The sequence below is a fragment of the Streptomyces sp. NPDC085944 genome, from assembly GCF_040686295.1.
In the GTDB taxonomy this organism is placed as follows: domain Bacteria; phylum Actinomycetota; class Actinomycetes; order Streptomycetales; family Streptomycetaceae; genus Streptomyces; species Streptomyces salinarius.
The window spans coordinates 1-23,585 of sequence record NZ_JBFBJX010000001.1; the positions used below are offsets into that span (position 1 = coordinate 1).

Annotated in this window: 25 protein-coding genes, 1 rRNA gene and 2 pseudogenes; 18 read left to right on the top strand and 10 right to left on the bottom strand. The window is 72.1% G+C overall.

What is annotated here, in order from left to right; translation table 11 throughout:
- The 9 genes from rrf to AB0P07_RS00045 all read left to right on the top strand — a co-directional run.
- Window positions 1–92: ribosomal RNA gene (rrf, locus tag AB0P07_RS00005) — 5S ribosomal RNA — on the top strand; the annotation flags it as partial.
- Between the two features lie 63 nt (window positions 93–155).
- Window positions 156–803, top strand: a complete 648-nt coding sequence (locus AB0P07_RS00010) for an HAD family hydrolase (protein ID WP_365542846.1) — start codon at window positions 156–158, stop codon at window positions 801–803.
- 97 nt (window positions 804–900) lie between these two features.
- A complete protein-coding gene (locus AB0P07_RS00015; RefSeq protein WP_365542849.1) occupies window positions 901–2,142 on the top strand; it encodes an MFS transporter in 1,242 nt (413 codons plus the stop codon).
- Window positions 2,093–3,265 carry an acetoin utilization protein AcuC gene (locus AB0P07_RS00020; protein WP_365542852.1) on the top strand — a complete coding sequence of 391 codons (1,173 nt, stop codon included), beginning with the start codon at window positions 2,093–2,095 and terminating at the stop codon, window positions 3,263–3,265. Before AB0P07_RS00015 ends, AB0P07_RS00020 begins: the two co-directional genes overlap by 50 nt.
- Window positions 3,266–3,424: 159 nt before the next feature.
- The gene (locus tag AB0P07_RS00025) at window positions 3,425–4,240 is read left to right on the top strand and encodes a phosphatase (protein WP_365542854.1); all 816 of its coding nucleotides are present in this window, start codon (window positions 3,425–3,427) and stop codon (window positions 4,238–4,240) included.
- A gap of 129 nt (window positions 4,241–4,369) precedes the next feature.
- Entirely contained in the window at window positions 4,370–4,582 is a 213-nt protein-coding gene (locus tag AB0P07_RS00030; RefSeq protein WP_007443703.1) for a helix-turn-helix domain-containing protein, read from the top strand.
- Window positions 4,583–4,691: 109 nt separating this feature from the next.
- Entirely contained in the window at window positions 4,692–4,790 is a 99-nt protein-coding gene (locus tag AB0P07_RS00035) for an AURKAIP1/COX24 domain-containing protein (protein WP_003948845.1), read from the top strand.
- Window positions 4,791–4,973: 183 nt separating this feature from the next.
- Window positions 4,974–6,023, top strand: a complete 1,050-nt coding sequence (locus tag AB0P07_RS00040) for an NAD-dependent epimerase/dehydratase family protein (protein WP_365542858.1) — start codon at window positions 4,974–4,976, stop codon at window positions 6,021–6,023.
- Window positions 6,024–6,049: 26 nt separating this feature from the next.
- Window positions 6,050–7,132 (top strand): lysophospholipid acyltransferase family protein, encoded by a 1,083-nt coding sequence (locus AB0P07_RS00045; protein WP_365542861.1) that lies wholly within the window; start codon window positions 6,050–6,052, stop codon window positions 7,130–7,132.
- 203 nt (window positions 7,133–7,335) lie between these two features.
- Here AB0P07_RS00045 and AB0P07_RS00050 read toward each other — a convergent pair whose 3' ends face one another.
- The 3 genes from AB0P07_RS00050 to AB0P07_RS00060 all read right to left on the bottom strand — a co-directional run bounded on the left by AB0P07_RS00050 (window position 7,336) and on the right by AB0P07_RS00060 (window position 10,872).
- The gene (locus tag AB0P07_RS00050; RefSeq protein ID WP_365542864.1) at window positions 7,336–8,583 is read right to left on the bottom strand and encodes a DUF5667 domain-containing protein; all 1,248 of its coding nucleotides are present in this window, start codon (window positions 8,581–8,583) and stop codon (window positions 7,336–7,338) included.
- Between the two features lie 235 nt (window positions 8,584–8,818).
- The gene (locus AB0P07_RS00055) at window positions 8,819–9,613 is read right to left on the bottom strand and encodes an ECF subfamily RNA polymerase sigma factor, BldN family (RefSeq protein ID WP_365542867.1); all 795 of its coding nucleotides are present in this window, start codon (window positions 9,611–9,613) and stop codon (window positions 8,819–8,821) included.
- Window positions 9,614–9,927: 314 nt separating this feature from the next.
- Entirely contained in the window at window positions 9,928–10,872 is a 945-nt protein-coding gene (locus AB0P07_RS00060; RefSeq protein ID WP_365542869.1) for an HAD-IB family hydrolase, read from the bottom strand.
- A 132-nt stretch (window positions 10,873–11,004) separates the two neighbouring features.
- On the opposite strand from AB0P07_RS00060, the gene AB0P07_RS00065 reads away from it, so the two are divergent.
- From AB0P07_RS00065 to AB0P07_RS00085, 5 genes are all read left to right on the top strand, one after another.
- Window positions 11,005–11,316 carry a glutaredoxin family protein gene (locus tag AB0P07_RS00065; protein ID WP_365542873.1) on the top strand — a complete coding sequence of 104 codons (312 nt, stop codon included), beginning with the start codon at window positions 11,005–11,007 and terminating at the stop codon, window positions 11,314–11,316.
- Between the two features lie 274 nt (window positions 11,317–11,590).
- Window positions 11,591–12,370 (top strand): redox-sensing transcriptional repressor Rex, encoded by a 780-nt coding sequence (locus AB0P07_RS00070; RefSeq protein ID WP_365542876.1) that lies wholly within the window; start codon window positions 11,591–11,593, stop codon window positions 12,368–12,370.
- Window positions 12,367–14,112 carry a glutamyl-tRNA reductase gene (locus tag AB0P07_RS00075; RefSeq protein ID WP_365542878.1) on the top strand — a complete coding sequence of 582 codons (1,746 nt, stop codon included), beginning with the start codon at window positions 12,367–12,369 and terminating at the stop codon, window positions 14,110–14,112. The genes AB0P07_RS00070 and AB0P07_RS00075 overlap by 4 nt, the downstream gene beginning before the upstream one ends.
- Complete coding sequence (hemC, locus tag AB0P07_RS00080; RefSeq protein WP_365542881.1) at window positions 14,109–15,068, top strand: hydroxymethylbilane synthase; 960 nt, start codon at window positions 14,109–14,111, stop codon at window positions 15,066–15,068. Before AB0P07_RS00075 ends, hemC begins: the two co-directional genes overlap by 4 nt.
- Window positions 15,065–16,762, top strand: coding sequence for a bifunctional uroporphyrinogen-III C-methyltransferase/uroporphyrinogen-III synthase (locus AB0P07_RS00085; protein WP_365542884.1), 1,698 nt, complete (start codon window positions 15,065–15,067; stop codon window positions 16,760–16,762). Before hemC ends, AB0P07_RS00085 begins: the two co-directional genes overlap by 4 nt.
- Before the next feature lie 52 nt (window positions 16,763–16,814).
- Here AB0P07_RS00085 and AB0P07_RS00090 read toward each other — a convergent pair whose 3' ends face one another.
- The 3 genes and pseudogenes from AB0P07_RS00090 to AB0P07_RS00100 all read right to left on the bottom strand — a co-directional run.
- Window positions 16,815–16,958 carry a hypothetical protein gene (locus tag AB0P07_RS00090; RefSeq protein WP_365542886.1) on the bottom strand — a complete coding sequence of 48 codons (144 nt, stop codon included), beginning with the start codon at window positions 16,956–16,958 and terminating at the stop codon, window positions 16,815–16,817.
- A gap of 4 nt (window positions 16,959–16,962) precedes the next feature.
- Window positions 16,963–17,142 (bottom strand): DUF397 domain-containing protein, encoded by a 180-nt coding sequence (locus tag AB0P07_RS00095; RefSeq protein ID WP_365542889.1) that lies wholly within the window; start codon window positions 17,140–17,142, stop codon window positions 16,963–16,965.
- Window positions 17,139–17,267: pseudogene (locus AB0P07_RS00100) on the bottom strand (transcriptional regulator); the annotation flags it as partial. The pseudogene AB0P07_RS00100 and the gene AB0P07_RS00095, both read right to left, overlap by 4 nt.
- On the opposite strand from AB0P07_RS00100, the pseudogene AB0P07_RS00105 reads away from it, so the two are divergent.
- Together AB0P07_RS00105 and AB0P07_RS00110 are read left to right on the top strand one after the other, a co-directional pair.
- Window positions 17,265–17,441, top strand: a pseudogene (locus AB0P07_RS00105) (ATP-binding protein); the annotation flags it as partial. The pseudogenes AB0P07_RS00100 and AB0P07_RS00105 overlap by 3 nt on opposite strands.
- Before the next feature lie 305 nt (window positions 17,442–17,746).
- Window positions 17,747–18,748, top strand: a complete 1,002-nt coding sequence (locus tag AB0P07_RS00110; RefSeq protein ID WP_365542891.1) for a helix-turn-helix domain-containing protein — start codon at window positions 17,747–17,749, stop codon at window positions 18,746–18,748.
- A 6-nt stretch (window positions 18,749–18,754) separates the two neighbouring features.
- On the opposite strand, the gene AB0P07_RS00115 is transcribed toward AB0P07_RS00110, so the two are convergent.
- The gene (locus AB0P07_RS00115) at window positions 18,755–19,453 is read right to left on the bottom strand and encodes a helix-turn-helix domain-containing protein (RefSeq protein WP_365542894.1); all 699 of its coding nucleotides are present in this window, start codon (window positions 19,451–19,453) and stop codon (window positions 18,755–18,757) included.
- Window positions 19,454–19,578: 125 nt separating this feature from the next.
- Here AB0P07_RS00115 and AB0P07_RS00120 point away from each other — a divergent pair, with 125 nt between their 5' ends.
- On the top strand, window positions 19,579–20,535 hold the full coding sequence (locus tag AB0P07_RS00120; protein WP_365542897.1) for an NAD(P)-dependent alcohol dehydrogenase: 957 nt from the start codon (window positions 19,579–19,581) through the stop codon (window positions 20,533–20,535).
- A gap of 110 nt (window positions 20,536–20,645) precedes the next feature.
- On the opposite strand, the gene AB0P07_RS00125 is transcribed toward AB0P07_RS00120, so the two are convergent.
- Window positions 20,646–21,383 carry a dienelactone hydrolase family protein gene (locus AB0P07_RS00125; RefSeq protein ID WP_365542900.1) on the bottom strand — a complete coding sequence of 246 codons (738 nt, stop codon included), beginning with the start codon at window positions 21,381–21,383 and terminating at the stop codon, window positions 20,646–20,648.
- 336 nt (window positions 21,384–21,719) lie between these two features.
- Between AB0P07_RS00125 and AB0P07_RS00130 the strand changes: the two genes are divergently transcribed.
- Window positions 21,720–22,640, top strand: a complete 921-nt coding sequence (locus tag AB0P07_RS00130; protein ID WP_365542903.1) for a nitroreductase/quinone reductase family protein — start codon at window positions 21,720–21,722, stop codon at window positions 22,638–22,640.
- Here the strand turns inward: AB0P07_RS00130 and AB0P07_RS00135 are convergent.
- Both AB0P07_RS00135 and AB0P07_RS00140 read right to left on the bottom strand, forming a co-directional pair.
- The gene (locus tag AB0P07_RS00135; RefSeq protein ID WP_365542906.1) at window positions 22,637–23,047 is read right to left on the bottom strand and encodes an SRPBCC family protein; all 411 of its coding nucleotides are present in this window, start codon (window positions 23,045–23,047) and stop codon (window positions 22,637–22,639) included. The two genes, AB0P07_RS00130 and AB0P07_RS00135, sit on opposite strands and share 4 nt — an antisense overlap.
- Before the next feature lie 75 nt (window positions 23,048–23,122).
- Window positions 23,123–23,584, bottom strand: coding sequence for a MarR family winged helix-turn-helix transcriptional regulator (locus tag AB0P07_RS00140; protein WP_365542909.1), 462 nt, complete (start codon window positions 23,582–23,584; stop codon window positions 23,123–23,125).
- Window position 23,585: the final 1 nt, after the last annotated feature.

Sequence of the window (23,585 nt, forward strand, 5' to 3'; positions counted from 1 at the left end):
CGCCCGGTTACATTTCGAACCCGGAAGCTAAGCCTTACAGCGCCGATGGTACTGCAGGGGGGACCCTGTGGGAGAGTAGGACGCCGCCGAACAATTATTGCGAGGAAGCCCCGCACCGGGAACGGTGCGGGGCTTTCTGCGTTTAGGGTCGGGGTATGTGCTACGACCTGGTTATCTTCGACAACGACGGTGTTCTCGTCGACAGCGAGCCGATTTCCAATCGGTTGCTCGCCGGCTATCTCACCGAGTTGGGGCACCCGACGTCGTACGAGGACTCGCTGCGGGACTACTTGGGGGGTGCCATGCACCGCGTGCACGACCTCGTGTGGGAGCGGACGGGGCGGCGGCTGCCGGAGGACTTCGACGACGTCTTCCACGGGCGGGTGTTCGCCGCCTTCGAACGGGAGCTGGAGCCCGTTCCGGGGGCCGTCGAGGTGCTGGAGAAGCTCGCCGCGGACGGGGTGGCGTACTGCGTGGCGTCCTCCGGGAGCCATGAGCGGATTCGGGTGGGGCATCGGAAGGCCGGGCTCGACCGGTGGTTCGACGACGAGCGGATCTTCAGTTCCCAGGACGTGGGCCGTGGGAAGCCGGCGCCGGATCTGTTCCTGCACGCGGCCGCGCGGATGGGGGTGGCACCGGAGCGTTGTGCCGTGGTGGAGGACAGCCCCCTCGGCGTGCAGGCCGCGGTCGCCGCCGGGATGGACGTGTACGGGTTCACCGCCATGACGTCGGCTGCGAAGCTCGCCGGAGCCACCCGGCTCTTCGGGGACATGGGGGAGTTGGCCGACCTGCTCGTACGCTGACGAACGTCGGCCGGGTCGACGCGACCATCGAAGCTGAGCAGAATTCACCTTTGGCTGGATCTACCCACGGGTAAGCCGGGGCCTTACGCTCGCCGCCATGACTGATGTGCTGCGGCGCGGCAGGGCTTCGCTCGCGTTCGGCTTCTTCGCCCAAGGGGTCGCCTTCGCGCTGCTGGTGACGCGTATCCCGGCCATCCAGGACCGGTACGGCGTCTCCGACGCGCTGCTGCCGGTCTTCCTCGCCGCCGTGCCGGTGCTGGCCGGGGTCGGCAGCGTGGTGAGCGAGCGCCTGGTGCGGCGGGTGCGGCCGAGCCGGCTGCTGCGCTGGTCCCAGCCGGTGGTGCTGCTGGCACTGCTCGGCGTCGGAGCGGGGGACCGGGTGGTGGTGCTGGCCGTCGCCCTCGCCGTCTTCGGGCTGTCCGTCGGTGCGCTGGACGCGTCGATGAACATGCTCGGGGTGAGCCTGCAACGGGCGTACGGGCGCAGCATCATGCTCGGGTTCCACGCGACGTACAGCCTCGGCGGGATCCTGGGGGCCTCGCTGGCGTGGGCGGGGGCGCACTGGGACCTGGCGCTGTGGGTGTCGTATCTGCCCGTGGTCGTCGTGCTGTTGCCGGCCGCGCTGGTCGGGAGCCGGTGGTACGTCGACGGGGACGGCGGCGGTCCGGCCGGGGCGGCGGTGGAGAAGGGGTCGGGCGGGGCCGGGGGCGGCTTCAAGGTGCTGTTGCCGCTGTGCCTGGTGATGACGTTCGCGTACATCGGGGACTCGACCGTGTCCAACTGGAGCGCCAAGTATCTGCAGGACGTGCTGGGGAGTTCGGAGCAGCTGGCCACCGTTCCGTACAACGTCTACATGGTGACCACGCTGGTGGGGCGGGCTCTCGGGGACTTCGGGGTGCGGCGGTTCGGGGCCGTGGCGGTGGTGCGGGGCGGGGCCGTGGTCGCGGCGGGCGGGTTCGCCGTGGTGGCGTCGGCGCCGGGGGCCCGGGTGGGGATGCTCGGGTTCACGCTGCTGGGGCTCGGGCTGTGTGTGCTGGTGCCGCAGACGTTCGCGGCGGCGGGGCGGCTGGCTGCGGAGCGGGACGCTCGTCCGGGGGCGTCCGACGCGGCGGTGGCTCGGCTCAACGTGTTCAACTACGTCGGTTTCCTGATCGGTTCGCCGCTGGTGGGCGCGCTCGGGGACGCCTGGAGCTATCGCGGGGCGATGCTCGTGCCCATGGTGTTGGTGCTGGTGACGGTCGTGTACGCCAGGTCGTTCGGGGATCGGCCGGACCGATACGGTGGCGGGCATGAGCGGCCGCGCACAGCTGATGTGGGACGAGGCAGTAACGGGCTATGACTTCGGTCCGGAACATCCGATGGATCCAATCCGGCTCGCGCTGACGCGAAGCCTGGTCGGCGCCCTCGGGCTCGACCGGGAGGTCGAGGTCGTCGCGGCGCGGCCGGCCGGGGAGTCGACGCTGCGCCTGGTCCACCGGGAGGACTACATCGACGCGGTGAAGGCGGCGTCGGCGGACCCGGGAGCGGCGGACGTGTCGTACGGGCTCGGGACGGTGGACGACCCGGCCTTCGCGGGGATGCACGAGGTGTCCGCGCTGATCGCCGGGCAGTCGGTGGGGGCGGCGGAGGCGGTGTGGCGCGGGGACGCGCTGCACGCGGTGAACTTCGCGGGCGGGCTGCACCACGCCATGCCGGGCGCCGCGTCCGGGTTCTGCGTGTACAACGACGCGGCGCTGGCGATCGCGCGGCTCCTCGAGCTGGGGGCCGAGCGGGTCGCCTACGTCGATGTGGACGTGCATCACGGCGACGGGGTGCAGGCGGCGTTCTGGGAGGACCCGCGGGTGCTGACGGTGTCGCTGCACGAGCATCCGCGGACGCTGTTCCCGCAGACCGGGTGGCCGGAGGAGACGGGCGCGGACTGTGCGGAGGGGTCGGCGGTGAACGTCGCGCTGCCCGCGGGGACCGGGGACGCGGGGTGGGTGCGGGCGTTCCACGCGGTGGTGCCGGAGGTGCTGGCCGACTTCCGGCCGCAGGTGCTGGTGACGCAGCACGGGGCCGACACGCACTTCGAGGATCCGCTGGCGCATCTCGCGGTGTCGCTGGACGCGCAACGGGCGGTGCAGGTGTCCTGTCACGACCTCGCGCACGAGTACGCCGGGGGGCGGTGGGTGGCGCTGGGGGGTGGCGGTTACGCCGTGGTGGACGTGGTGCCGCGGTCGTGGGCGCATCTGGTCGGGATCGCCGCGGGGCGGCCGGTGGAGCCGGAGACGGTGATTCCGGAGGGGTGGCGGCAGGAGGTGTACGCACGGACGCGGCAGCTGGGGCCGATGCGGATGACTGACGGGCGGTGGCCGGTGTCGTGGGCCTCCTGGGAGGCGGGGTACGACCCCGCGGACCGGGTGGATCAGGCGGTGCGGGCGGCTCGGCGGGCGGTGTTTCCGGTGCGGGGGCTTCTGCCGTAGGGGTGGGTGCGCAGCCCGGCGTGGCGGGGTGCCGCTGCGCCCACCCGTGCCGCCCCAGCGGCACGACTGCCCGCAGCTTGAGTGTCGTGTTACGCCGACCGTGCGTAGGTTCTTCCGTTTCTTGGGTCGGGCGCTGGATGACCCGGCAGCATCGGACGGGTGCTGACCCGTGGAGCTCTTCGGGCTCATCTTCTTGATGTTCGGCTGGCCGGGGTGGTGGCGACCTCTCGGGAGGCGAGTCTGCGGAGTTACCGGTTGTTCGCCGCGCGGGATCCCCGGGTGCTGATCGGGATCGATCCGGAGCGGGAGTGGGGGCAGCGGGAGCTGCTGGGGCTGATGGCGGAGAGGTGCGGTGTTTCGGCCGATCCGCGCGAGACCGCCGGTCCGGACCTGATCGACCCCGACCGGACCCTCGCGGCCCTGGACGCTTTCGCCGGCCGGCTCGCGGCGGTCGCCGAGCGGCGTGCTCCGGTGCTGCTGGGCACCGGGCACCCGCATCGACTGCTCGGTTTCTACGTCGCCTTGGCCGAGGCGCTGTCGGCGGCGGGATGTGCTGTCCTCACCCTCGCGCAGGGTCGCTCTGTCGACATAACGACCCGGTTCGGCCTACGCACGTACCACCTCGACTACGTCCGCGGAGTCGCGATGGTGCGGGAACCCGCTGCCGGGCGCGCCGGTGGTGAGCCCGGCGCGCACACGCACTCGCCGCTGCCGGTTCGTACGGCGCTGGCGGCGGCGGCCGAGGGCGGCGGGCCGCTGCCCGAGTTGGTGATCGGGGATCACGGGTGGGTCTGCGGTGCAGGTCAGCTGGGGTTTGAGGCCATCGGGCCGGCCGATACGGACGATCCCGCGCTCTTCGTGGGGGAGGCCGAGGGGCTGGTGTCCGTCGCCGTTCCGCTTGATGACGCTGTGCGGTCCGAGTACTACCGACCGCTCACCCGCTACGTACTCAATCGGGCGTGTCTGTCACGGTAGGGAAGTGATGGGTGCACCTCTTCCCCACTCGCATCACCCGCCCCTACATTGGGGAGTGAGCACGCAGCGACGAAGAGTCACCGGAAGGGGAAGCCGGTGGCCGTCGAGTGCGGAAGGTTCAGGTGTGTCATGGCTGCAGCTGGCGAAAGGCCTCTGAACGAGGTTCAGTTCCTTACCGTGGCGGAGGTCGCCGCGGTGATGCGCGTGTCCAAGATGACCGTGTACCGGCTGGTGCACAGTGGTCATCTGCCCGCGATCCGGGTCGGACGGTCGTTCCGTGTCCCGGAGCAAGCGGTTCATGAGTACCTCCGCGAGAGTTACGTGGGGGTGGAAACGGCCTGACGGACCTCGATTACGACCTCAGCGCTCGGACCGGTAGGCTGGCCCCTCGTAGGTCGTGTGGGCCCATGGCGCTCACCAACCGAGTGATGAGAAGTGAGCGAGGATAGTCGTGGGCTCTGTTATCAAGAAGCGGCGCAAGCGGATGGCCAAGAAGAAGCACCGCAAGCTGCTGAAGCGCACGCGCGTTCAGCGTCGCAACAAGAAGTAGGCGACGCCGCGCCGTCAGCGTGGTCTGTGGCCCCCCACCGCATCCGGTGGGGGGCCACAGTCGTACGGCGGCCCTTTTTCGTCATCTGCCGTGTCCGTCGGTCATCACCGCGCAACACCTACCGGCTAAGTTGGCCGGAGCAGGGCTGGAAGGGCTGGAGCAGGCGGAAGGAAGGCGCTGATCTTGGGCAAGGTCGTGCTCGTGACCGGAGTGGCCCGGCAGCTGGGCGGCCGGTTCGTCCGGCGGATCCAGCGTGATCCCGACGTGGAGCGGGTCGTCGGGGTGGACGCCGTCGCGCCCGAGCACCATCTGGGCGGCGCGGACTTCGTCCAGGCGGACATCCGGCAGTCGGCCATCGGACGGGTCCTCGCCGAGACGCGGGCGGACACGGTCGTCCACCTGGACGTGACGGGCACGCCGCTGGGCAGCGGCAGCCGCACGTCGGTGAAGGAGACCAACGTCATCGGCACGATGCAGCTGCTCGGCGCCTGCCAGAAGTCGCCGACGGTGCGGCGGCTGGTGGTGAAGTCCAGCACGAACGTCTACGGCTCCGCGCCGCGCGATCCCGCCGTCTGCGTCGAGACCACGGCACCCAAGTCCCTGCCCAGCGGCGGCTTCGCCAAGGACGCGGTCGAGGTCGAGGGGTACGTACGGGGCTTCGCGCGCCGACGGCCGGACGTGTCGGTGACCGTGCTGCGGTTCGCCAACATCCTCGGTCCGGCCGCGGACACGCCGCTCGCCTCGTACTTCGGACTGCCGGTGCTGCCGACGGTGTTCGGCTACGACCCCCGGCTGCAGTTCGTGCACGAGGACGACGTGGTCGAGGTGCTGCGGGTCTGCTCGCACGAGGCGCGGCGGGGCACGCTCAACAGCGGGACGTTCAACATCGCCGGGGACGGTGTGCTGCTGCTCTCCCAGTGTTCGCGGCGGCTCGGCCGTCCGACGGTGCCGTTGCTGCTGCCGGCGGTCACCTGGGCGGGATCGCTCGTGCGTACGCTGGGGATGACGGACTTCTCCCCCGAGCAGATCCGGCTGCTCACCCACGGTCGGGTGGTGGACACCACGCAGATGCGCGAGACGCTGGGGTTCCGGCCGACCTACTCGACGGCCGGGGCGTTCGCGGACTTCGCGCGCGGCCGGGGTGCCGGGCTGCTGCCGCCCGAGGCGCTCGCGGGGGCCGTCGACCGGATCGCGGAGCTGTCCCTGCGGGGCAGCGGTCACCTTTCGACGTAGAGCGCCAACTGAGGAGCGCAGCAACGATGGCGGACGCCAAGGTCATTCCGTTCGACGACGACCGTTCGCGGGGGAACCGGCACCGGGCGAAGACGGAGCCGGAGCCGGCGGGTGAGGTGCAGCCGCTGCCCCTGCGCGGAGCAGCCGCGCCCGAGGACGATCGCCGGGACGGTCGCGAGGACGGTCCCGTGACGCCGCCCGGACCGCAGGCGCCGGTGACGTCGTCGGTGCGGTCGTCGGCTGGGGGCGACGGCGACGGCGACGGGGACGGCGGCCTGGAGCGTCGCGTCGCGGCCGGGCTGTCCTTCCTGCGCCGCCGGCTCACCGGGGACTACGAGGTCGACGACTTCGGCTACGACGCCGAGCTGACCGACCAGGTGCTGATGTCCCTGCTGCGGCCGGTGTACGAGAAGTACTTCCGGGTCGAGGTGAAGGGCGTGGAGAACATCCCCGCCGACGGTGGAGCGCTGATCGTCGCCAACCACTCCGGGACGCTGCCGCTGGACGGGCTGATGATGCAGGTCGCCGTGCACGACCACCACCCGGCCGACCGGCACCTGCGGCTGCTGGCGGCGGACCTGGTGTTCGTGCTGCCGGTGGTCAACGAACTGGCGCGCAAACTCGGGCACACGCTGGCCTGTGCGGAGGACGCCGAACGGCTGCTCGCCCAGGGCGAGCTGGTCGGGGTGATGCCGGAGGGCTTCAAGGGCATCGGGAAGCCGTTCGGGGAGCGCTACAAGCTCCAGCGGTTCGGGCGGGGCGGCTTCGTGTCCACGGCGCTGCGGCAGGGGGCGCCGATCGTGCCGTGCTCGATCGTCGGGGCCGAGGAGATCTACCCGATGATCGGCAACTCCAAGACCCTGGCACGGCTGCTGGGCTTCCCGTACTTCCCGCTCACGCCGACCTTCCCGTGGCTGGGGCCGCTGGGCGCGGTGCCCTTGCCGACGAAGTGGACGATCCAGTTCGGTGAGCCGATCCCGACGGACGGCTACGCGCCCGAGGCGGCCGAGGATCCGGTGCTGATGTTCAACCTGACCGACCAGGTGCGGGAGCAGATCCAGCACACGCTCTACAAGCTGCTGGTGCAGCGGCGTTCGGTGTTCTTCTGAGCCGAGGGGGTGCGGTGACTCGCCGGACGGAGTCCGGCGCAGCCGGGCGAAGCCCGCGAAGCGGCGCGAGGCCGGCGGTGTGGGTGGGCTCCAGCACACGCTGTACAAGCTGCTGGTGCGGCGGCGTTCGGTGTTCTCCTGACCGGCCGTACGGCGCGTACGGCGGTGGGGTCGCCCCACCGCCGCACATCCGCCGCGTCGGCTCAGTCCGCGTCCTCCGCCTCGATGCCCAGGCCGGGCAGCAGGCCCGGGAGGAGCGGCGGGAGGGTGACGTCCGGCTTGGGAGCCGGGGTGTCGCCGCCCCCCGCGGGCGGGGAGGAGGTGCCGGTGTCGTCCTTGGGCGGGTCGAACAGGCCGCCGGTGCCGCCGCCGAGCAGACCGTCGTTCTCGTCGCCGGAGCCGGCGGACTCGCTGGGCCGGTCGGAGTGGGAACGCCCGCGCTCGGACGTGCCGTCGTCGGTGCGGGGCGTCGACGAGTGACCGGAGCCGGGGGCGTCGGTGGTCGTCGAGCCGGAACCGCCCGGCCGGCCGTCGTCCCCGCCGTCGTCGTCCTGGGCCGGTGACGACGGCAGCATGGACTCCAGCGGAGCCACGTCGTCGTCTATGGCGTCGAACACCGACGACACCTGCTCACTGACGTCCCCGAGCTGCACGGGCAGCCGGTCGCGCAGTGCTCCCCAGGTCTCCCGGTGGGACTGGGAGAAGGCCGAGAGGGCCTGCATGGGGGCCAGCGAGTCGGGATCGTGGGCGTAGGCCGCGCTGAGCAGGCGGTGGCCCTCGGAGGCGTCGTGCCGCATACCGGACAGGGCGCGCCGGATCTCGCCGAGGGACTCGTGGTCGAGGGGGCCGCCGCGGTCGCGCTCCATCAGTCGGCGTGCCTCGCTGAGCCGGGTCGAGGCGAGGTCCAGGTAGGCCCGGCCCCGCTCGTCGTTGCCGTCGGCGAGGCCGATGCGGAAGTCCTCTATGCCGCGCTTGAGGCCGTACAGCGAGTCGCCGGGCAGGGCGTCGGAACTGGCGGCGGCGACTCCGCCGAAGGCTCCCGCCGCCACGCTCACGCTCAGTCCGCCGGCGGTGAGCCCCTTGGCCAGCCGCGAGCGGGGCCGCAACCTGCTCAGCGGGGCCGCGCGATGGGTGCCGCGCGCCCGGCGCTGCTCAGGAACCGACGTGTCCGCCGCCCCGCCGCTCGCGGTGCCCTCCTGCAGCATGGCCTCGAAGGCGGCCACGAGCTGGGCCCGCTGGACGACCTTGACCTCGGGATCCAGCTCGGGCCGGGGCAGCGACTCCAGACCGCGCGCGAGGGTCGTCAGACGACCCTGCTCGGTCGGTTCCGCGGTGGCCCCGGCGGGTGCCGGCCCTCCGGACTGCTCGGCCGCCGCCCCGGGATCGGACTGCTCCTCCAGAGCCTGGGCGAAGGCGTTCGCCCGCCGGTGTGCCGATACGTTCGCGATCACTGGCGGCACCTCCTCTCGTCATCACGGTCGACTCCCCAGGGGGTCCTGAGGGTTGCACGCCCTGATCGAAACCATCCGATCGGGTGATCGGAGCCGGCCAGGGAGTGACCACAGGGAGCCTGCATCCCGCACAACGAGCGGCGCGGCACTTGGGTTACGGACGGCGGATGATCGGACCGCGGACTCAACAGACTCTCACCGAAGGTGATTTGGGGAATGCGGGCAGTGAACGCCCTCAGCGGGCGTCGTTCGGGAGCAGCCGGGCGAGGGTGCGCACGGCGCGGTACTGGAGCGTCTTGATCGCGCCCTCGTTCTTGCCCATGACACGGGCGGTCTCGGCGACCGAGAGGCCCTGGAGGAAACGCAGGGTGACGCACTCCTGCTGCTGCGGGTTGAGCCGTCGTACGGCCTCCAGCAGGGCGGCGTTGGAGAGCGACTCGAGGACGGAGTCCTCGGGGGAGCGCTCGACCTCGTTGGCGTCGAGCATCTCGCCGGTGGTGACCTCGAGGCGGAAGCGGCTGGACTTGAAGTGGTCGGCGACCAGGTTGCGGGCGATGGTCACGAGCCAGGCGCCGAAGTCGCGCCCCTGCCAGGTGAAGGTGCCGATGCGCCTGAGGGCCCGCAGAAAGGTCTCGCTGGTGAGGTCCTCGGCGGTGGCCTTGCCGCCCACGCGGTAGTAGATGTAGCGGTACACGGTGTCGCTGTACTGGTCGTAGAGCCGGCCGAAGGCGTCGGCCTCGCCGGCCTGGGCCCGCTCGACCAGCTCCATCATGCGGGCGCTGTCGCTGTCCGCGGCGGGGCGGCGGTGGGTGGTGGCGGCGGCCCCGGACGAGGACGACCGCGCTCGTCTGCCGACGGCGGCGCTCCCTTCGGCCAGCGCGTAGCACGGACCGGCGGGCACGGCGGCCGCGGCGAGGGCGGGGACGGCATACGCGGTGGGGACGAAGCCGCGCAACAGGTCTTGGGCTGATTTGACCGTTGCGCGCAGCGTAGCCAGGCCCGAGGCGTCAACCCCGACGTGTGGGTACACGGGACTCCCAGAGGCAGAGCTTCCATCACGTGCAGTACGGAACCATTCACCCGTCGTAGCGAAGGTGGGGCACCGGAATGCGTCTGAGGAGAATAACGCTTCGTACAGGCGCTGCTACGCCCAGTTGCTCAAATCGTCGATTACGTCGCTTCCGTGCCCGATTGACGACCGGTCGGATGCGTCAGATTGATCGATTGATGACCGGAACGGTTCGGATTCCTGGTGACTACAGAGCGTGTTGTGGTCGATGCGAGTAAGGGGGACTGGAGAGCCCGTCCCGCGGGTACGTCATCCCGATTGGGCCGACGCCCGGGTCAACGGCGGCGGCGGTGCAGCGCGATGGCCGCCGCGGTGCCGCCCGCCACCGCGCCGACGCCCGCGGCCGCGGGGATGCCGACCTTGGCCGCCTTGCGGCCGGTGCGGTAGTCGCGCAGCCGCCACTCCAGCTCGCGGGCGTGCTTGCGCAGTTTGGAGTCCGGGTTGATCGCGTACGGATGTCCGACCAGGGACAGCATCGGGATGTCGTTGTGGGAGTCGCTGTAGGCGGCGCAGCGGGACAGGTCCAGGTTCTCCGCCGCCGCCAGGGCACGCACCGCCTCGGCCTTGGCGGGGCCGTGCAGGGGTTCGCCGACCAGCTTGCCCGTGTAGACGCCGCCGATCGACTCGGCCACCGTGCCGAGCGCACCGGTCAGGCCCAGGCGGCGGGCGATCACCTGGGCGATCTCCACCGGGGCCGCCGTGACCAGCCAGACCTTCTGCCCGGCGTCCAGGTGGGCCTGGGCGAGGGCGCGGGTGCCGGGCCAGATCCGCTCGGCCATGTACTCGTCGTAGATCTCCTCGCCGATCGACCTCAGTTCACAGACGCGGTGGCCCTTGACGATGGAGAGCGCCGAGTCGCGGGCGTCCTGCATGTGCTCCGGGTCCTCGAACCCGGCCAGCCGGAACCACGCCTGCTGCCAGGCGAAGCGGGCGAGGTCGCGGGTCTCGAAGAACTTCCGCTTGTACAGGCCCCGGCCGAAGTGGAAGATCGCGGCGCCCTGCATGACGGTGTTGTCGAGGTCGAAGAAGGCGGCTGCTCTCTCGTCGCCGTGCACCGGGAACTCGGGCTCCGCGGCGCCGGAGTCGGTGTCCTGGACGGGCTGTGCGGCCTCGGCGGCCTCCGCGGACTTGCGCGCCGCCTCCGCCGAGGCCTCGCCTGCCAACACGCTCCGCGCCGTGGCGGAACGCCTACGGGGAGTGAGCCATCGAAGAACGGCCATGCCCGTGAGCATAGCCAGTTTGTTCGGGTGCTTCGGAGCCGAGAGGTTTTCGGACGGTGAACCGGGCTGTGAACTCCGGGCGACCCCGTCGGCGGGCGGCCTCCCGCCGTGGGGGCGTCCGCGCGCGCGAGAATGGCCGGCATGAGCCCCCTCTTCCGCCGGAAGCCCGCGCAGCCCGAGCCCTCTGAGCACTCCGAGAACCATCTCGTCACCCTCATCCGCAAACCCGGCTGTCATCTGTGTGATGACGCACAGTCCGTCGTCGAGAAGGTCTGTGCCGAACTCGGGGTCCCCTGGGAGGGGAAGGACATCACCGAGGACCGCCGACTCCACGACCAGTACTGGGAGCAGATTCCGGTCGTGCTGGTCGACGGACGGCAGCACACCTTCTGGCGTGTGAACGAGGAACGGCTGCGCAAGGCACTGACCGATCAGTACAAGTAGTCCGTATGGTCGCTTAGGATCGATGGTGACCAGGTCTCGGGGGCGTTGATCGTGAGGAGCGTGTACGGCTTTGCCCCCGATGAGTGAGGGACGAGGGTCTGTATGCGCCGGTTCCCGTTCGGTGCGCCGGGGGCGCGTGACCCCGGTCACGTTGGCCGGGCAAATCGGACACCATCTTTGTGCACGCGTTCACAAAGACATAGCCTGCATTCGACGGGGCGGTCATGTAGGGACGTATGACCGCCTACAGCCCCGCTCTACCCGCAGGAGCACCGTGGCAACTGGCCGAACACACCGACCGGCGACCCGCAGCCGAGGGATTCCCGAGGCCACCGTCGCCAGGCTTCCGCTGTATCTCCGCGCGCTGACCGCGCTCTCCGAGCGCTCGGTGCCCACGGTCTCCTCCGAGGAGCTGGCCGCCGCCGCGGGGGTCAACTCCGCGAAGCTGCGCAAGGACTTCTCCTACCTCGGCTCCTACGGGACGCGGGGCGTCGGCTACGACGTCGAGTATCTCGTCTACCAGATCTCGCGCGAACTCGGCCTCACCCAGGACTGGCCGGTTGTGATCGTCGGTATCGGTAACCTCGGCGCCGCGCTCGCCAACTACGGCGGGTTCGCCTCCCGCGGTTTCCGGGTCGCCGCACTCATCGACGCCGATCCGGGAATGGCCGGAAAGCCCGTGGCGGGCATCCCGGTGCAGCACACCGACGAGCTGGAGAAGATCATCCAGGACGACGGTGTCTCCATCGGTGTGATCGCGACCCCCGCCGGCGCCGCCCAGCAGGTCTGCGACCGTCTCGTGGCCGCCGGTGTCACCTCCATCCTCAACTTCGCGCCGACCGTGCTGAACGTCCCCGAGGGCGTCGACGTGCGCAAGGTCGACCTCTCCATCGAGCTGCAGATCCTCGCCTTCCACGAGCAGCGCAAGGCGGGTGAGGAGGCCGCGGCCGACGCCGGCGTCGCACCGCCCGTCGCCGCCCGCAAGCAGCAGCACGCCACCGGCTCCGCCGACCAGGGACCCGACGGGGACGTACCCGCCGTGATGCCGGCATGAGCCTCCTCGTCGTCGGGCTGAGCCACCGCAGCGCGCCGGTCAGCGTGCTGGAGCGGGCCTCCCTGAACGCGGACGCGCAGCTCAAGCTGGTCCAGGACACGGTCGCCGCCGAACCGGCCGCCGAGGCCGCGGTGCTGGCCACCTGCAACCGCATCGAGCTCTACGCCGACGTGGACAAGTTCCACGCCGGCGTCGCCGAGCTGTCCACGTTGCTCGCCCAGCACAGCGGGGTCGGCCTGGAGGAACTCACTCCCCACCTCTACGTGCACTACGAGGACCGGGCCGTCCACCACCTGTTCTCGGTGGCCTGCGGGCTCGACTCGATGGTGGTCGGCGAGGGCCAGATCCTCGGCCAGATAAAGGACTCCCTGGCCCGCGCCCAGGACCTGCACACCGCCGGACGGCTCCTGAACGACCTGTTCCAGCAGTCGCTCAGGGTCGGCAAGCGCGCCCACTCCGAGACCGGCATCGACCGCGCCGGACAGTCCCTGGTCACCTTCGGCCTGGAGCAGTTGTCCGCCGGGGCCGACGTCCAGCAGTGGGCTCGGGGCAAGAAGGCCCTGGTGATCGGCGCCGGTTCGATGTCCTCGCTGGCCGCCGCCACGCTGGCGCGGTCCGGGGTCGCCGAGATCGTGGTCGCCAACCGCACCTTCGAGCGCGCCGAGCGCCTCGCGCAGATCCTCTCCGAGGGCGACGACACGGACGTGCTGGCCCGCGCGGTACCGATGGACTCGGTGCCGGTCGAGCTGACACGTGCCGACGTGGCCGTCTCCTGCACGGGTGCGACCGGGCTGGTCCTCACGGCCGACGCCGTGGCGGCGGCGGTGGAGGGGCGCGTCGGCGCGCCGGCCGTCGAACCGGCCGCGGCCGGGCGGCCCGCCGAGGGCAGCGCCGTACGGGCGGCTGCCGAAACGCCACTGCCGGGTGCCGGGACGGCTGCCGCCGGCGACGAGAACTGCCCCCTGGACCTGTCCGCCGTCCCCTCCGTCCCCTCCGGTTTCTCCGTCATGGGCGAGGCCGCCGTGGCCGGCATGGACGCGGCGACGCTGGAGCAGCACGGGGCCTGGGCCGCGGGCGGTACGGCCGTGGACCGGCCGCGCGAGACGGGCCGGCCGGGACCGGAGGCGGACGCCGAGCTGATCGGGGCGCTCGCCGCGACGGCGACCCGCGTCGGCCGCGTCCCCGAGCGCCGCCGCCCGGAGCCGGTCGCCGAGGTGCCGCGTCCCGAGCCGGTGCTCTTCGTCCTCGACCTGGCGATGCCGCGCGACGTCGACGCCGCCGTGCACCGGCTGGCCGGGGCGCGCCTGGTGGACATCGAGTCGCTCGCCGACGCCTCCGCCGACGCACCGATGGCCGCCGACGTCGACATGGTCCGCCGGATCGTCGCCGACGAGGTCGCCGCCTTCGGCGCCGCCCAGCGCGCCGCGCGCATCACGCCCACCGTGGTCGCGCTGCGCAGCATGGCCGCCGAGGTCGTCGCCGGTGAGATCGCCCGCCTGGAGGGGCGGCTGCCGGGGCTCGACGACAAGCACCGCGCCGAGATCACCCAGACCGTCAAGCGTGTGGTCGACAAGCTGCTGCACGCGCCGACGGTACGGGTCAAGCAGCTTGCCGCCGAGCCCGGCGGCGCCGGGTACGCGGACGCGCTGCGCACCCTGTTCGACCTCGACCAGGAGACGGTGGCCTCCGTCTCCCGGGCCGGGAACAGCACCACCACTGAGAAGAACCGAGGGCCGGCATGACTGAGAAGGCACTGAGGCTGGGGACCAGGCGCAGCAAGCTCGCCATGGCCCAGTCCGGGCAGGTGGCGGACGCCGTGAGCCAGGTGACCGGTCGGCCCGTTGAGCTGGTCGAGATCACCACGTACGGCGACACGTCGCGCGAGCACCTGGCGCAGATCGGCGGCACGGGCGTGTTCGTCGCCGCGCTGCGCGACGCACTGCTGCGGGGAGAGGTGGACTTCGCGGTTCACTCGCTCAAGGACCTCCCCACCACGCCCCACGACGACCTGGTCGTGGCCGCGATCCCGGAGCGCGAGGACCCGCGGGACGTGGTCGTCGCCCGGGACGCGCGCAAGCTGACCGACCTCCCGCGCGGGGCGCGCATCGGCACGGGCGCGCCGCGCCGCATGGCGCAGCTGAACGCGTACGCCCGCACCCACGGCATGGAGATCGAGACGGTCCCGATCCGGGGCAACGTCGACACCCGCATCGGATACGTCCGCAGCGGGGAACTGGACGCCGTCGTACTGGCCGCCGCCGGGCTCAACCGGGTCGGCCGCATCGACGAGGCGACCGACTTCCTGTCGGTCGACACGGTTTTGCCGGCCCCCGGCCAGGGGGCACTGGCGATCGAGTGCGCGGCGGACGACGCCTCGCTGATCGCCGCGCTCGCCGAGCTCGACGACCCGTTCACGCGGGCCGCCGTAACGGCCGAGCGGTCACTGCTCGCCGCCCTGGAGGCCGGCTGCAGCGCACCCGTCGGGGCGCTGGCCGACCTTCTGGCCGACGGGCAGACTGTCAAGGAAATGCGCCTGCGCGGCGTCGTCGGCACGACCGACGGCTCGACGCTGGTGCAGCTGTCCACCACCGGTCCCGTGCCCGAGACGCACGAGGCGGCAATGGCACTCGGTCGCGACATGGCCACCGAGATGCTCGCCCAGGGCGCGGCCGGTCTGATGGGGGAGCGAGCACAGTGAGCCCCACCACCCTTCCCGCCGGTCCTGAACACGGGCACGTCACCTTCCTCGGTGCCGGACCCGGAGATCCGGGACTGCTGACTCTGCGCGCCGTGGAGGCGCTGGCCCACGCGGACGTCCTCGTCGCCGAGCACGAGGTGCTCGACGTCGTGCGGACGCACGCGAGGCAGGGCGTGTCGGAGGTGCACACGGATGCCGATCCGTCGGATCCGGGCACAGGCGCGCCCCAGCTGACGGTAGTTGACGGTGCGTCAACGACCCTCGGCGCCCCCGCTGTGCGGGATGCCGCACATCTTGTCATGGAGGCCGCGCGGGGCGGCAGGCGGGTCGTGCGTGCGGTGACCGGTGACCCCGGGCTCGACGCGTACGCCGCCGAGGAGATGCTGGCGTGCGCCGCGGCCGGGGTGCCCTTCGAGGTCGTCCCGGGCATCGCGAACGCCGTCGGCGTGCCCGCGTACGCCGGTGTGCCGCTGCGCGACGCGGAGGGCGCGGACGTGCGGTTCGTGGACGCCCGTACGGCGTCGGACCGCTGCTGGACCGAGGTGGGCGCCTCCGACGGCACGGTGGTGGTGTCGACGACGCTGGACTCGGTGGCCGCGGCGGCCGGCGAGCTGGTCTCGGCGGGCCGCAAGCCGGACACCCCGCTGACGGTGACGATCGCCGGTACGACGACGCGGCAGCGCACCTGGTCCGCCACGCTCGGCACGGTCGCCCAGACCCTGAAGCAGGCGAAGGTGCTGCCGTCCCCGGACGGCGGCCGCCCGGTGATAGCCGTGGTCGGCGAGCGCAGCGCGACCGCCCGGCGCGACCAGTTGTCGTGGTTCGAGTCCAAGCCGCTGTTCGGCTGGAAGGTCCTCGTCCCGCGGACGAAGGAGCAGGCGGCGTCGCTCTCCGACCAGCTTCGGTCCTACGGTGCCGTGCCGCACGAGGTCCCGACGATCGCGGTGGAGCCGCCCCGCACCCCGCAGCAGATGGAGCGGGCGGTCAAGGGCCTGGTCACGGGCCGCTACGAGTGGATCGCGTTCACGTCGGTCAACGCGGTGAAGGCGGTCCGGGAGAAGTTCGAGGAGTACGGCCTGGACGCCCGCGCCTTCGCGGGCATCAAGGTCGCGGCGGTCGGCGAGCAGACGGCCAAGGCCCTCATCGCCTTCGGCGTGAAGCCGGACCTGGTCCCGAGCGGCGAGCAGTCGGCCGCCGGTCTCCTGGAGGACTGGCCCCCCTACGACCCGGTCTTCGACCCGATCGACCGCGTCTTCCTCCCCCGCGCCGACATCGCCACCGAGACGCTCGTCGCCGGCCTGATCGAGCTGGGCTGGGAGGTCGACGACGTCACCGCGTACCGCACGGTGCGCGCCTCGCCGCCCCCGGCCACGACCCGGGAGGCCATCAAGGGCGGCGGCTTCGACGCGGTGCTCTTCACGTCGTCGTCCACGGTCCGCAACCTGGTCGGCATCGCGGGCAAGCCGCACAACGTCACGGTGATCGCCTGCATCGGCCCGGCGACGGCCAAGACGGCCGAGGAGCACGGGCTGCGCGTCGACGTGATGTCCCCCGAGCCGTCCGTCACCAGGCTGGCGGAGGCCCTGGCCGACTTCGGCATGCGCCGCCGCGCGGCGGCCCTGGAGGCGGGGGACCCGGTGACGCGCCCGAGCGAACGGCGACCGGGGTCGCGGCGACGGCGGTCTTCGACCTGAGGTGAATGCGGGGCGTCCCTGGTTCGGGGGCGCCCCGTTGTCGTCGCGCGGCTCAGGTGGTGCCGGGCCAGTCCGGCACGGTCGGCTCGGGCCACTGCCGACGCCGGTGGGCTGCCTTAGCCTCGTCCACCGCGCGTGGTGCGAGGACGGCCTTGAGCGCCGCGAGCTGCTCGTCCGACGGCAGGCGTTCGATCACCGCGTCAGCTCTGCGAGGCGTACGGCAGGAAGGTCGCCCAGGCGGCCGAGCCGAGGTCGAGGCGGGGGCCGGTGGGGTTCTTGGAGTCGCGGACGAGGACGTGGCTCTCGTCCGGGATGGCCACCTCGACGCAGTCGGGACCCTCGTCCGTGCTGTGGCTGCTCTTTATCCGCTCCGGCTTCATGTCTCTCCAAGCACAGTCTCGATGAGGGCCGTTGACTCCCGTGTACTGAGAGCCTGTGCCCGGATGTTCCCATAACGCATTTCGAGGAGCTGCACTTCCTTCGGGTCAGCGATGACCCGGCTGATGTGACCGACACCCGTGGTGACCGGCTGCCGGTCGGTCCTCGCGCGACCGCCGACGCGTGTGCGGAGTCGGGGTACGGACTGCTCCTCGTCGAGGAGTTGGCGGACCGCTGGGGTGTGCGGTGCGAGCCGGTGCCTGCGAAGACCCTGTGGGCCGAGTTGGACCTTTCCCGGTGATCAGCTCTCGGGGTGCTCGGTCGGCGCCGTGCCGCCGCCCGGAATCGCGGGCGGCGGGGCTTCGGGCGGTAAAAGACCAAAGAACCCGGGGAAAAAACCTACCCAACCGACCAAACCCGGTCCCGATCACACGGGCGGGTGAAAAGCGGCTGCATGGGTGGCGTTGTGGGTGCTTCGGCGTGCAGGCTCTGCGGCGAGGCACGTTGATGCCTCTGGAATATCCCAGACGACATGAGTCGGCCCCCACCCGGGACTAGCACTCCCAACGCAGGGGCCTGACCAACGAGGAAGAAGAGAGCTTCCCCATGGCTGAGCAGAAGCCTAACGCCGTCGCGCGCCCGCAGCAGGGTGTTCGCCGGACCGCCACCCACTCGGGAGTGAACCAGATGCGCGTCCATCAGCCGACGCAGTACGTCGTCATCGGCAATCACCTCGCCCAGCACGCCGAGTTGTCGCTCACCGCGATCGGGCTGGCCACGCACATCCTGTCGCTGCCCGATGGCGCGCTCGTCGACATCCGCACCCTGTCCGGGCGTTTCCCCGAGGGGCGGCAGCGGATCGCGGCCGCACTGCGGGAGTTGGAGGAACACGGCTACCTGGAGCGGGTGCGCGAGCGCTCGGAGACGGGGAAGATCGTGACCCGGACGTACGCTCACCACGTTCCCGAGCGCGCGCTGTCGACCGCGGTGGGACAGCGGCCGTTGTCCCTCGTCCGGGAGCGGGAGTCCGTGGCACGCCCCGCGACGTCTACGGCGCCCGAACCGTCCCCGGAGGACGACCAACCCGCCCCGGCACCGCAGCAGTCGCCGTCCCGGATCGATGCTGCCGCAGCCGCCCGCGTACGCGGGAAGGCGCCCGAGGCGGCCGTTGAGGACGTGGCACGGGGGGAAGACGGCGGCCCGTGTCAGGAGGAGGCCGTCGCCCTGCTGGCGGGGCTGCGCCGCGTGGACGAACGGCTCGTCCTCTCGGCCCGGGACGTGAACGCGTTGGTGCCGGGCGTCGTCCGGTGGTTCGAGCGGGGCGCCACGGCCGACGTCGTCCGTCGTGTCCTGACCTCCGGCCTTCCGTCGGACATGCGCCGCGCGGCCGGAGTGCTCGCCTATCGGCTCGTTGAGCTGCTGCCTCCGCCGCTTCCGGTGGCTCCGGCAACGGCACCGACACCGGGCCCGGTGCGCGTGGTCGGTCGGCCGGAGCCCTTCCAGACCTGCGACGGCTGCGAGCGGGCCTTCCGCGCCCCGCAGCCCGGTCGCTGTCGCGACTGCCGGTCGGGTCGGCCGGCGGACGGCCACGCGCCGCTGGCGGCTTGAGCGGGGTTACGGGCGCCCCGGCGGGCCGTGCAGCCCGGTCAGGTCCAGCGGTGGCGCGGGTGGAAGGGGCCCCGGGCGGGACGGCGGGTGGGCCTGGAAGGACTGGAAGAGGTAGGTGAGGAGGCGACGGGCGGCGGGGACGGCGGTTTCGGGCGGTTGGGACGCCAGGCCGGTCACCGCCAGGAGGAGGAGAGGGATGTCGGCGGGGGCGAAGTCCTCGCGGAGCCGGCCGGTGTCGCGGGCGCGCTGGACCAGGTGGGACAGGCGGTCCGCGGCGATGGCGCGTTCCCGGTCGTAGTCCAGGGCCTCGGGGAAGTCGGCCATGAAGACGGTCTCGAAGCCGCGGTCGGCGACCAGGGTGGTGCACACCTTTTCCAGGAGGGCGTACAGGCCGTGGCCCGGGTCGGGGTCGGCCATGGCCTCGTCGAACGCGGTCGCGCACACGGCCAGCTGGTCCTCGAAGGCGGCGGTGACGAGGGCGGAGCGGGTGGGGAAGCGGCGGTAGAGGGTGGCCACGCCGACGCCGGCCCGGCGGGCGACCGCGCTCATCGGGGCGTCCACACCCTGGGCGGCGAAGACCGCTCGCGCGGCATCCAGGACGCGTTCGCGGTTGCGGCGGGCGTCGGCGCGCAGGGCGTCCGGCGCAGGGGCCTCCGCGTCCTCGGTGGTGTGCGCCGAGGGTTTGTGAGAGGGCTGGTCCGGCATGTTTCTCACTTCCGGGTTAAGTGGAGGGCGCCGTCCACTTAGGCGTCTAGCGTGAGGTTAGCGGACGCGGACCCCGTCTCCGCACTTCCTGAACGCGACGTGGACCAGAGGCATGGGTGCGAGACATGGGTGAGATGAAGGCAGTTCTCTTCGACCGGTACGGGCCTCCCGAGGTGCTGTACGTCGGGCGGCGGCCGGTGCCGGGCATCGGACCCGACGAGGTGCTGGTGCGGGTGCGCGCCGCCGGGGTCAACGGCGGGGACCTGCACGACCGGACGGGCAAGTTGCGTCTGGTGACCGGCCGGGCCTTTCCCAAGGGGTGCGGCCTCGACTTCGCGGGGGAGGTGGCCGAGGTCGGGGCCTCGGTGCGCGGGGTCCGGGAGGGCGAGCGGGTGTGGGGGCTGCTGGGGCGCCGTACCGGCAGCATGGCCGAGTACGTCGCCGTCAGCCCCCGGCGGATCGCGCCCGCCCCCGAGAACCTCACCCCGGAGGAGGCCGTCTCGCTGCTCGCCGGTGCGACCACGGCGGTGACCGCGCTGCGCGACAAGGCCGCCCTGCAACCCGGTGAGCGGCTGCTCGTGCGGGGCGGGAGCGGCGGCGTCGGCAGTGTCGCCGTGCAGGTGGGAAAGGTGCTCGGGGCGCGTGTCGTCGCGCTCGCGGGCGGGCGGAACCTCGACTTCGTGCGGGGGCTGGGCGCCGAGGAGGCGCTGGACCACCGGACGACCGCGCTGTCCGCGCTCGGCCGCTTCGACGTCGTCCTCGACACCGTCGGTACCGAGCAGGCCCGGGTGCGGCGGCTGCTGGCGCCGGGCGGGCGCATGGTCGCCGTCGCCCCCGACCTCGACCGGCCGCTGGCGTGGCTCGGTACCGTGCTCGGTTCCGCCGTCCACGGGAAGGGGCGCATCCGCTTCTTCAGCGGCAATCCCGACGGCGCGCTGCTCGCCGAGGCCGCCCGGCTCGCCGAACGCGGTGACATCGTCCCCGTCGTCGACACCGTCCACCCGCTCGACGGGGCCGCCGACGCCCAACGGGCCCTGGCTGCCGGGGGCGTGCGGGGCAAGCACGTCGTACGGGTCGCGTAGGGGTGTGACCGAGATGCACGCCGACCCGGTCGGCTCCGTCGCTCCCGAGGGCTGAAGAGATGATCGAGATCCGGCCTCAGCCGGACCAGGCGTCGGCACACCCACCCGGGTCATGCCCCCGGGTCCTCCGTCACCGGCAGGCACTCGCTGAGCAGGTCGACGACGTCGCGCCAGGCGCGCCGTGCGTGTCGAGGGTGATGGCCGACGCCGGGGACCGTGGGATGGTCGACCGGCGGGTGGTGGAAGGCGTGCAACGCGCCGCCGTAGACCGTGAGGCGCCAGTCGACGCCCGCGGCCTGCATCTCGGCGGTGAACGCGTTCCGTTGCGCGGGCGGCATGATCGGGTCTTCCGACCCGACCCCGGCCCACACCGGGCAGCGGATGCGTGCCGCCTCGCCCGGCCGGCCCGTGGTCAGTGCGTTGACCGTCCCGATCGCGCGCAGGCCGACGCCCGCACGCCCGAGTTCCAGCGCGATGGCGCCCCCGGTGCCGTAACCGACAGCGGCGATCCGGTCGGGGTCGGTCCGCGGTTCGGCGCACAGCACGTCGAGCGCCGCACGGCCGATGCCCCGCATCCGGTCGGCATCAGCGAGCAGCGGCATGCAACGGGCCAGCATCTCCTCGGGATCACCCAGATAGCGCCCGCCGTGAAGGTCGAAGGCCAGCGCCACGTATCCCAGTTCGGCGAGAGCATCGGCCCGGCGGCGTTCGACGTCGCTGAGCCCCATGCCCTCCGGCCCGAGCAGCACCGCGGGCCGGCGGCCGGCATCGGCCGGGAGCGCGAGGTGCCCGATCATCGTCAAACCGTCGGCCGGGTACTCGACCGTACGCGTCGTAGTCGTCGTCATGAGACTGGACCGTAGCGATGGTCGATCCCGGTCCGGCCGTGTTCTGCCGCCGGCAGAGCGGCGCGGGTGCCGTGCGTTGACAGTCCGGTGGGCCGGTGCGTGTAATGAGGGCGGTGCCGCGTGGCGTCGGTCAAAGAGCAGTGGGCCGGCCGGCGATCGGGCGAGCGCCCTTCCTGCAAGGGGTACGCGATGCGTCCATACTCCGCGCCCTGATTCCGAGTCGTCCGACGCGTCGCTTTCGCGCGTCGGTCTCGTGCTTGCCCCCTCATTCTTCGCACGCCGCGGCACGTGACGTCGCCGTTGCCGCGGCCTGCCGTCCTGGAGACTCAGAACCGTATGCCCACGTCGTTCCATCAGTCCGTCATCGACGAATTCCGCGCCAACGAAGGGAAGGTCGGCGGCCCCTTCGAAGGCGGGGATCTGCTTCTGCTGACCACCACCGGTGCCCGGTCGGGGGCCCGGCGGACCACGCCGCTCGGTTACGTCCGCCACGGGGACTCCCTGCTCGTGGTCGGGTCCAACCTCGGCGGGCCGCGGCATCCCGGCTGGTACTACAACCTGCTCGCCCACCCCCTGGTCCGGGTGGAGGTGGGCACGGCGAGCTTCGAGGCGCTCGCGGTGCCCGCCGAGGGGGAGCGGCGCGAGGAGCTGTTCGCGCACGTCGTACGGGAGGCGCCCGGCTACGGCGACTACCAGGCCGGCACCAGCAGGCCGCTGCCGGTCGTGGTGCTGGGGCAGGCCGAGCCCGAGGAGTGGGTGGGGCGGCCCCGTGAGGTCCGCACCCTCGCCGACAAGCTGGTGGAGGTGCACACCTGGTTGCGGGGGCAGTTGCGGCAGGTGCGGGCCGAGGTCGGGGCCCACTTCGCGGCCCCGGGGGCGGCGGCCGGTGCGCCGCCGAGTCTCGGGCTGCAGATCCGGCAGCGGTGTCTGGCGTTCTGCCAGGTGCTGGAGTTCCATCACGACAGCGAGGACGGGCACCTGTTTCCCGGGACCGCCCGGCACCATCCCCAGCTGGCGGACGTGTTCGACCGGCTCGCCGAGGAGCACCGCACGGTCGCCCGAATCCAGGGAGAACTGGCGGCACTGCTGGCGGGCGTCGCCGTCGCCGAGCCGGGGCGCTTCCGGCACGAACTCGCGGCGATGTCCGCGGAGCTGAACGCCCACCTCGACTACGAGGAGGAGGTGCTGCTTCCGCTGCTGGCCGACGTGCCCTGGCCGCCGGTCGCGCCCCCGGCCGGGCCTCCGGCCGCACGTTAGGCGGACTCCAGCAGCTCCTTGAGCCGGGCCAGGTCGGCGGCCACCGTGCCCGCGTCGCGCTCGAAGTCGGCGTCGGTCGTCCCCGGCCGCCGGCGCAGGGTGAACACCACCTCGCTCGCCGTGCCGTCGGCGATGACGCGGACCGGGTTGTAGACGGTCTCCCCGGAGGGGAGCGTGACGTGGTGGTCGAGTACGCCCAGGTCGTTGCGGGGGGCGAAGGTGACCTTGACCCGGCCGAGGGGTGAGGAGTCCGCGATCCATGCGTCCGCGACCCTCTCGATCGTCCCGCCGAGGCCGTGGGCCCACGCGGGCAGGTTGGCCGGGTCCGAGGCGTAGGCGTAGACCTCGTCGACGGGGCGGTCGACGCGGATGCTCAGGTGGCGGGACTCGCTGCCGGTGCCGTTCATGGGGCCGACCGTAGCGGGTCGCCGTCGCCGGTCTCTTGAAGGAATCGGACAGGTCCGGGCCGGGCCGGACGGACCCTAGTGGTGCCAGGCCCGGCCGCCCGTGTTGCGGATGAAGCGCTGGAGCACCTGCATCGTGGTCAGGTACTCCTCGTCGGAGATTCCGGCGTGGCGTTCCTTCCACAGGTCGTCCTGGACGGCGGCGGCCCTCTCGAAGAACGTGCTGCCCTCCGGGGTCAGGGCGAGCCGGTTGCCGGGGGCGGTCTGGACGATCCAGCCCGCCGTGATCGTCGCGTCGATCTCCGACTCCATCGCCTCCGGGCCCGTGTCGAGGTAGTCCCGCAGGAGGCCGGAGACCTCGGCGCGGGTCCTCGGGGTGGCGGCACGGGCGACCTGGGCGAGCACCCACCACTGGGGCTGGGTGGTGCCGAGTTCGGCGAGGGCCGCCCGGGTGCGGGAGACGACGGCCCGGTACGTCGCCCAGCTCCAGTAGCCGACGGGCTGGCGGATCAGTTCGGCGTCGGTGTGCGAGTAGTCCATG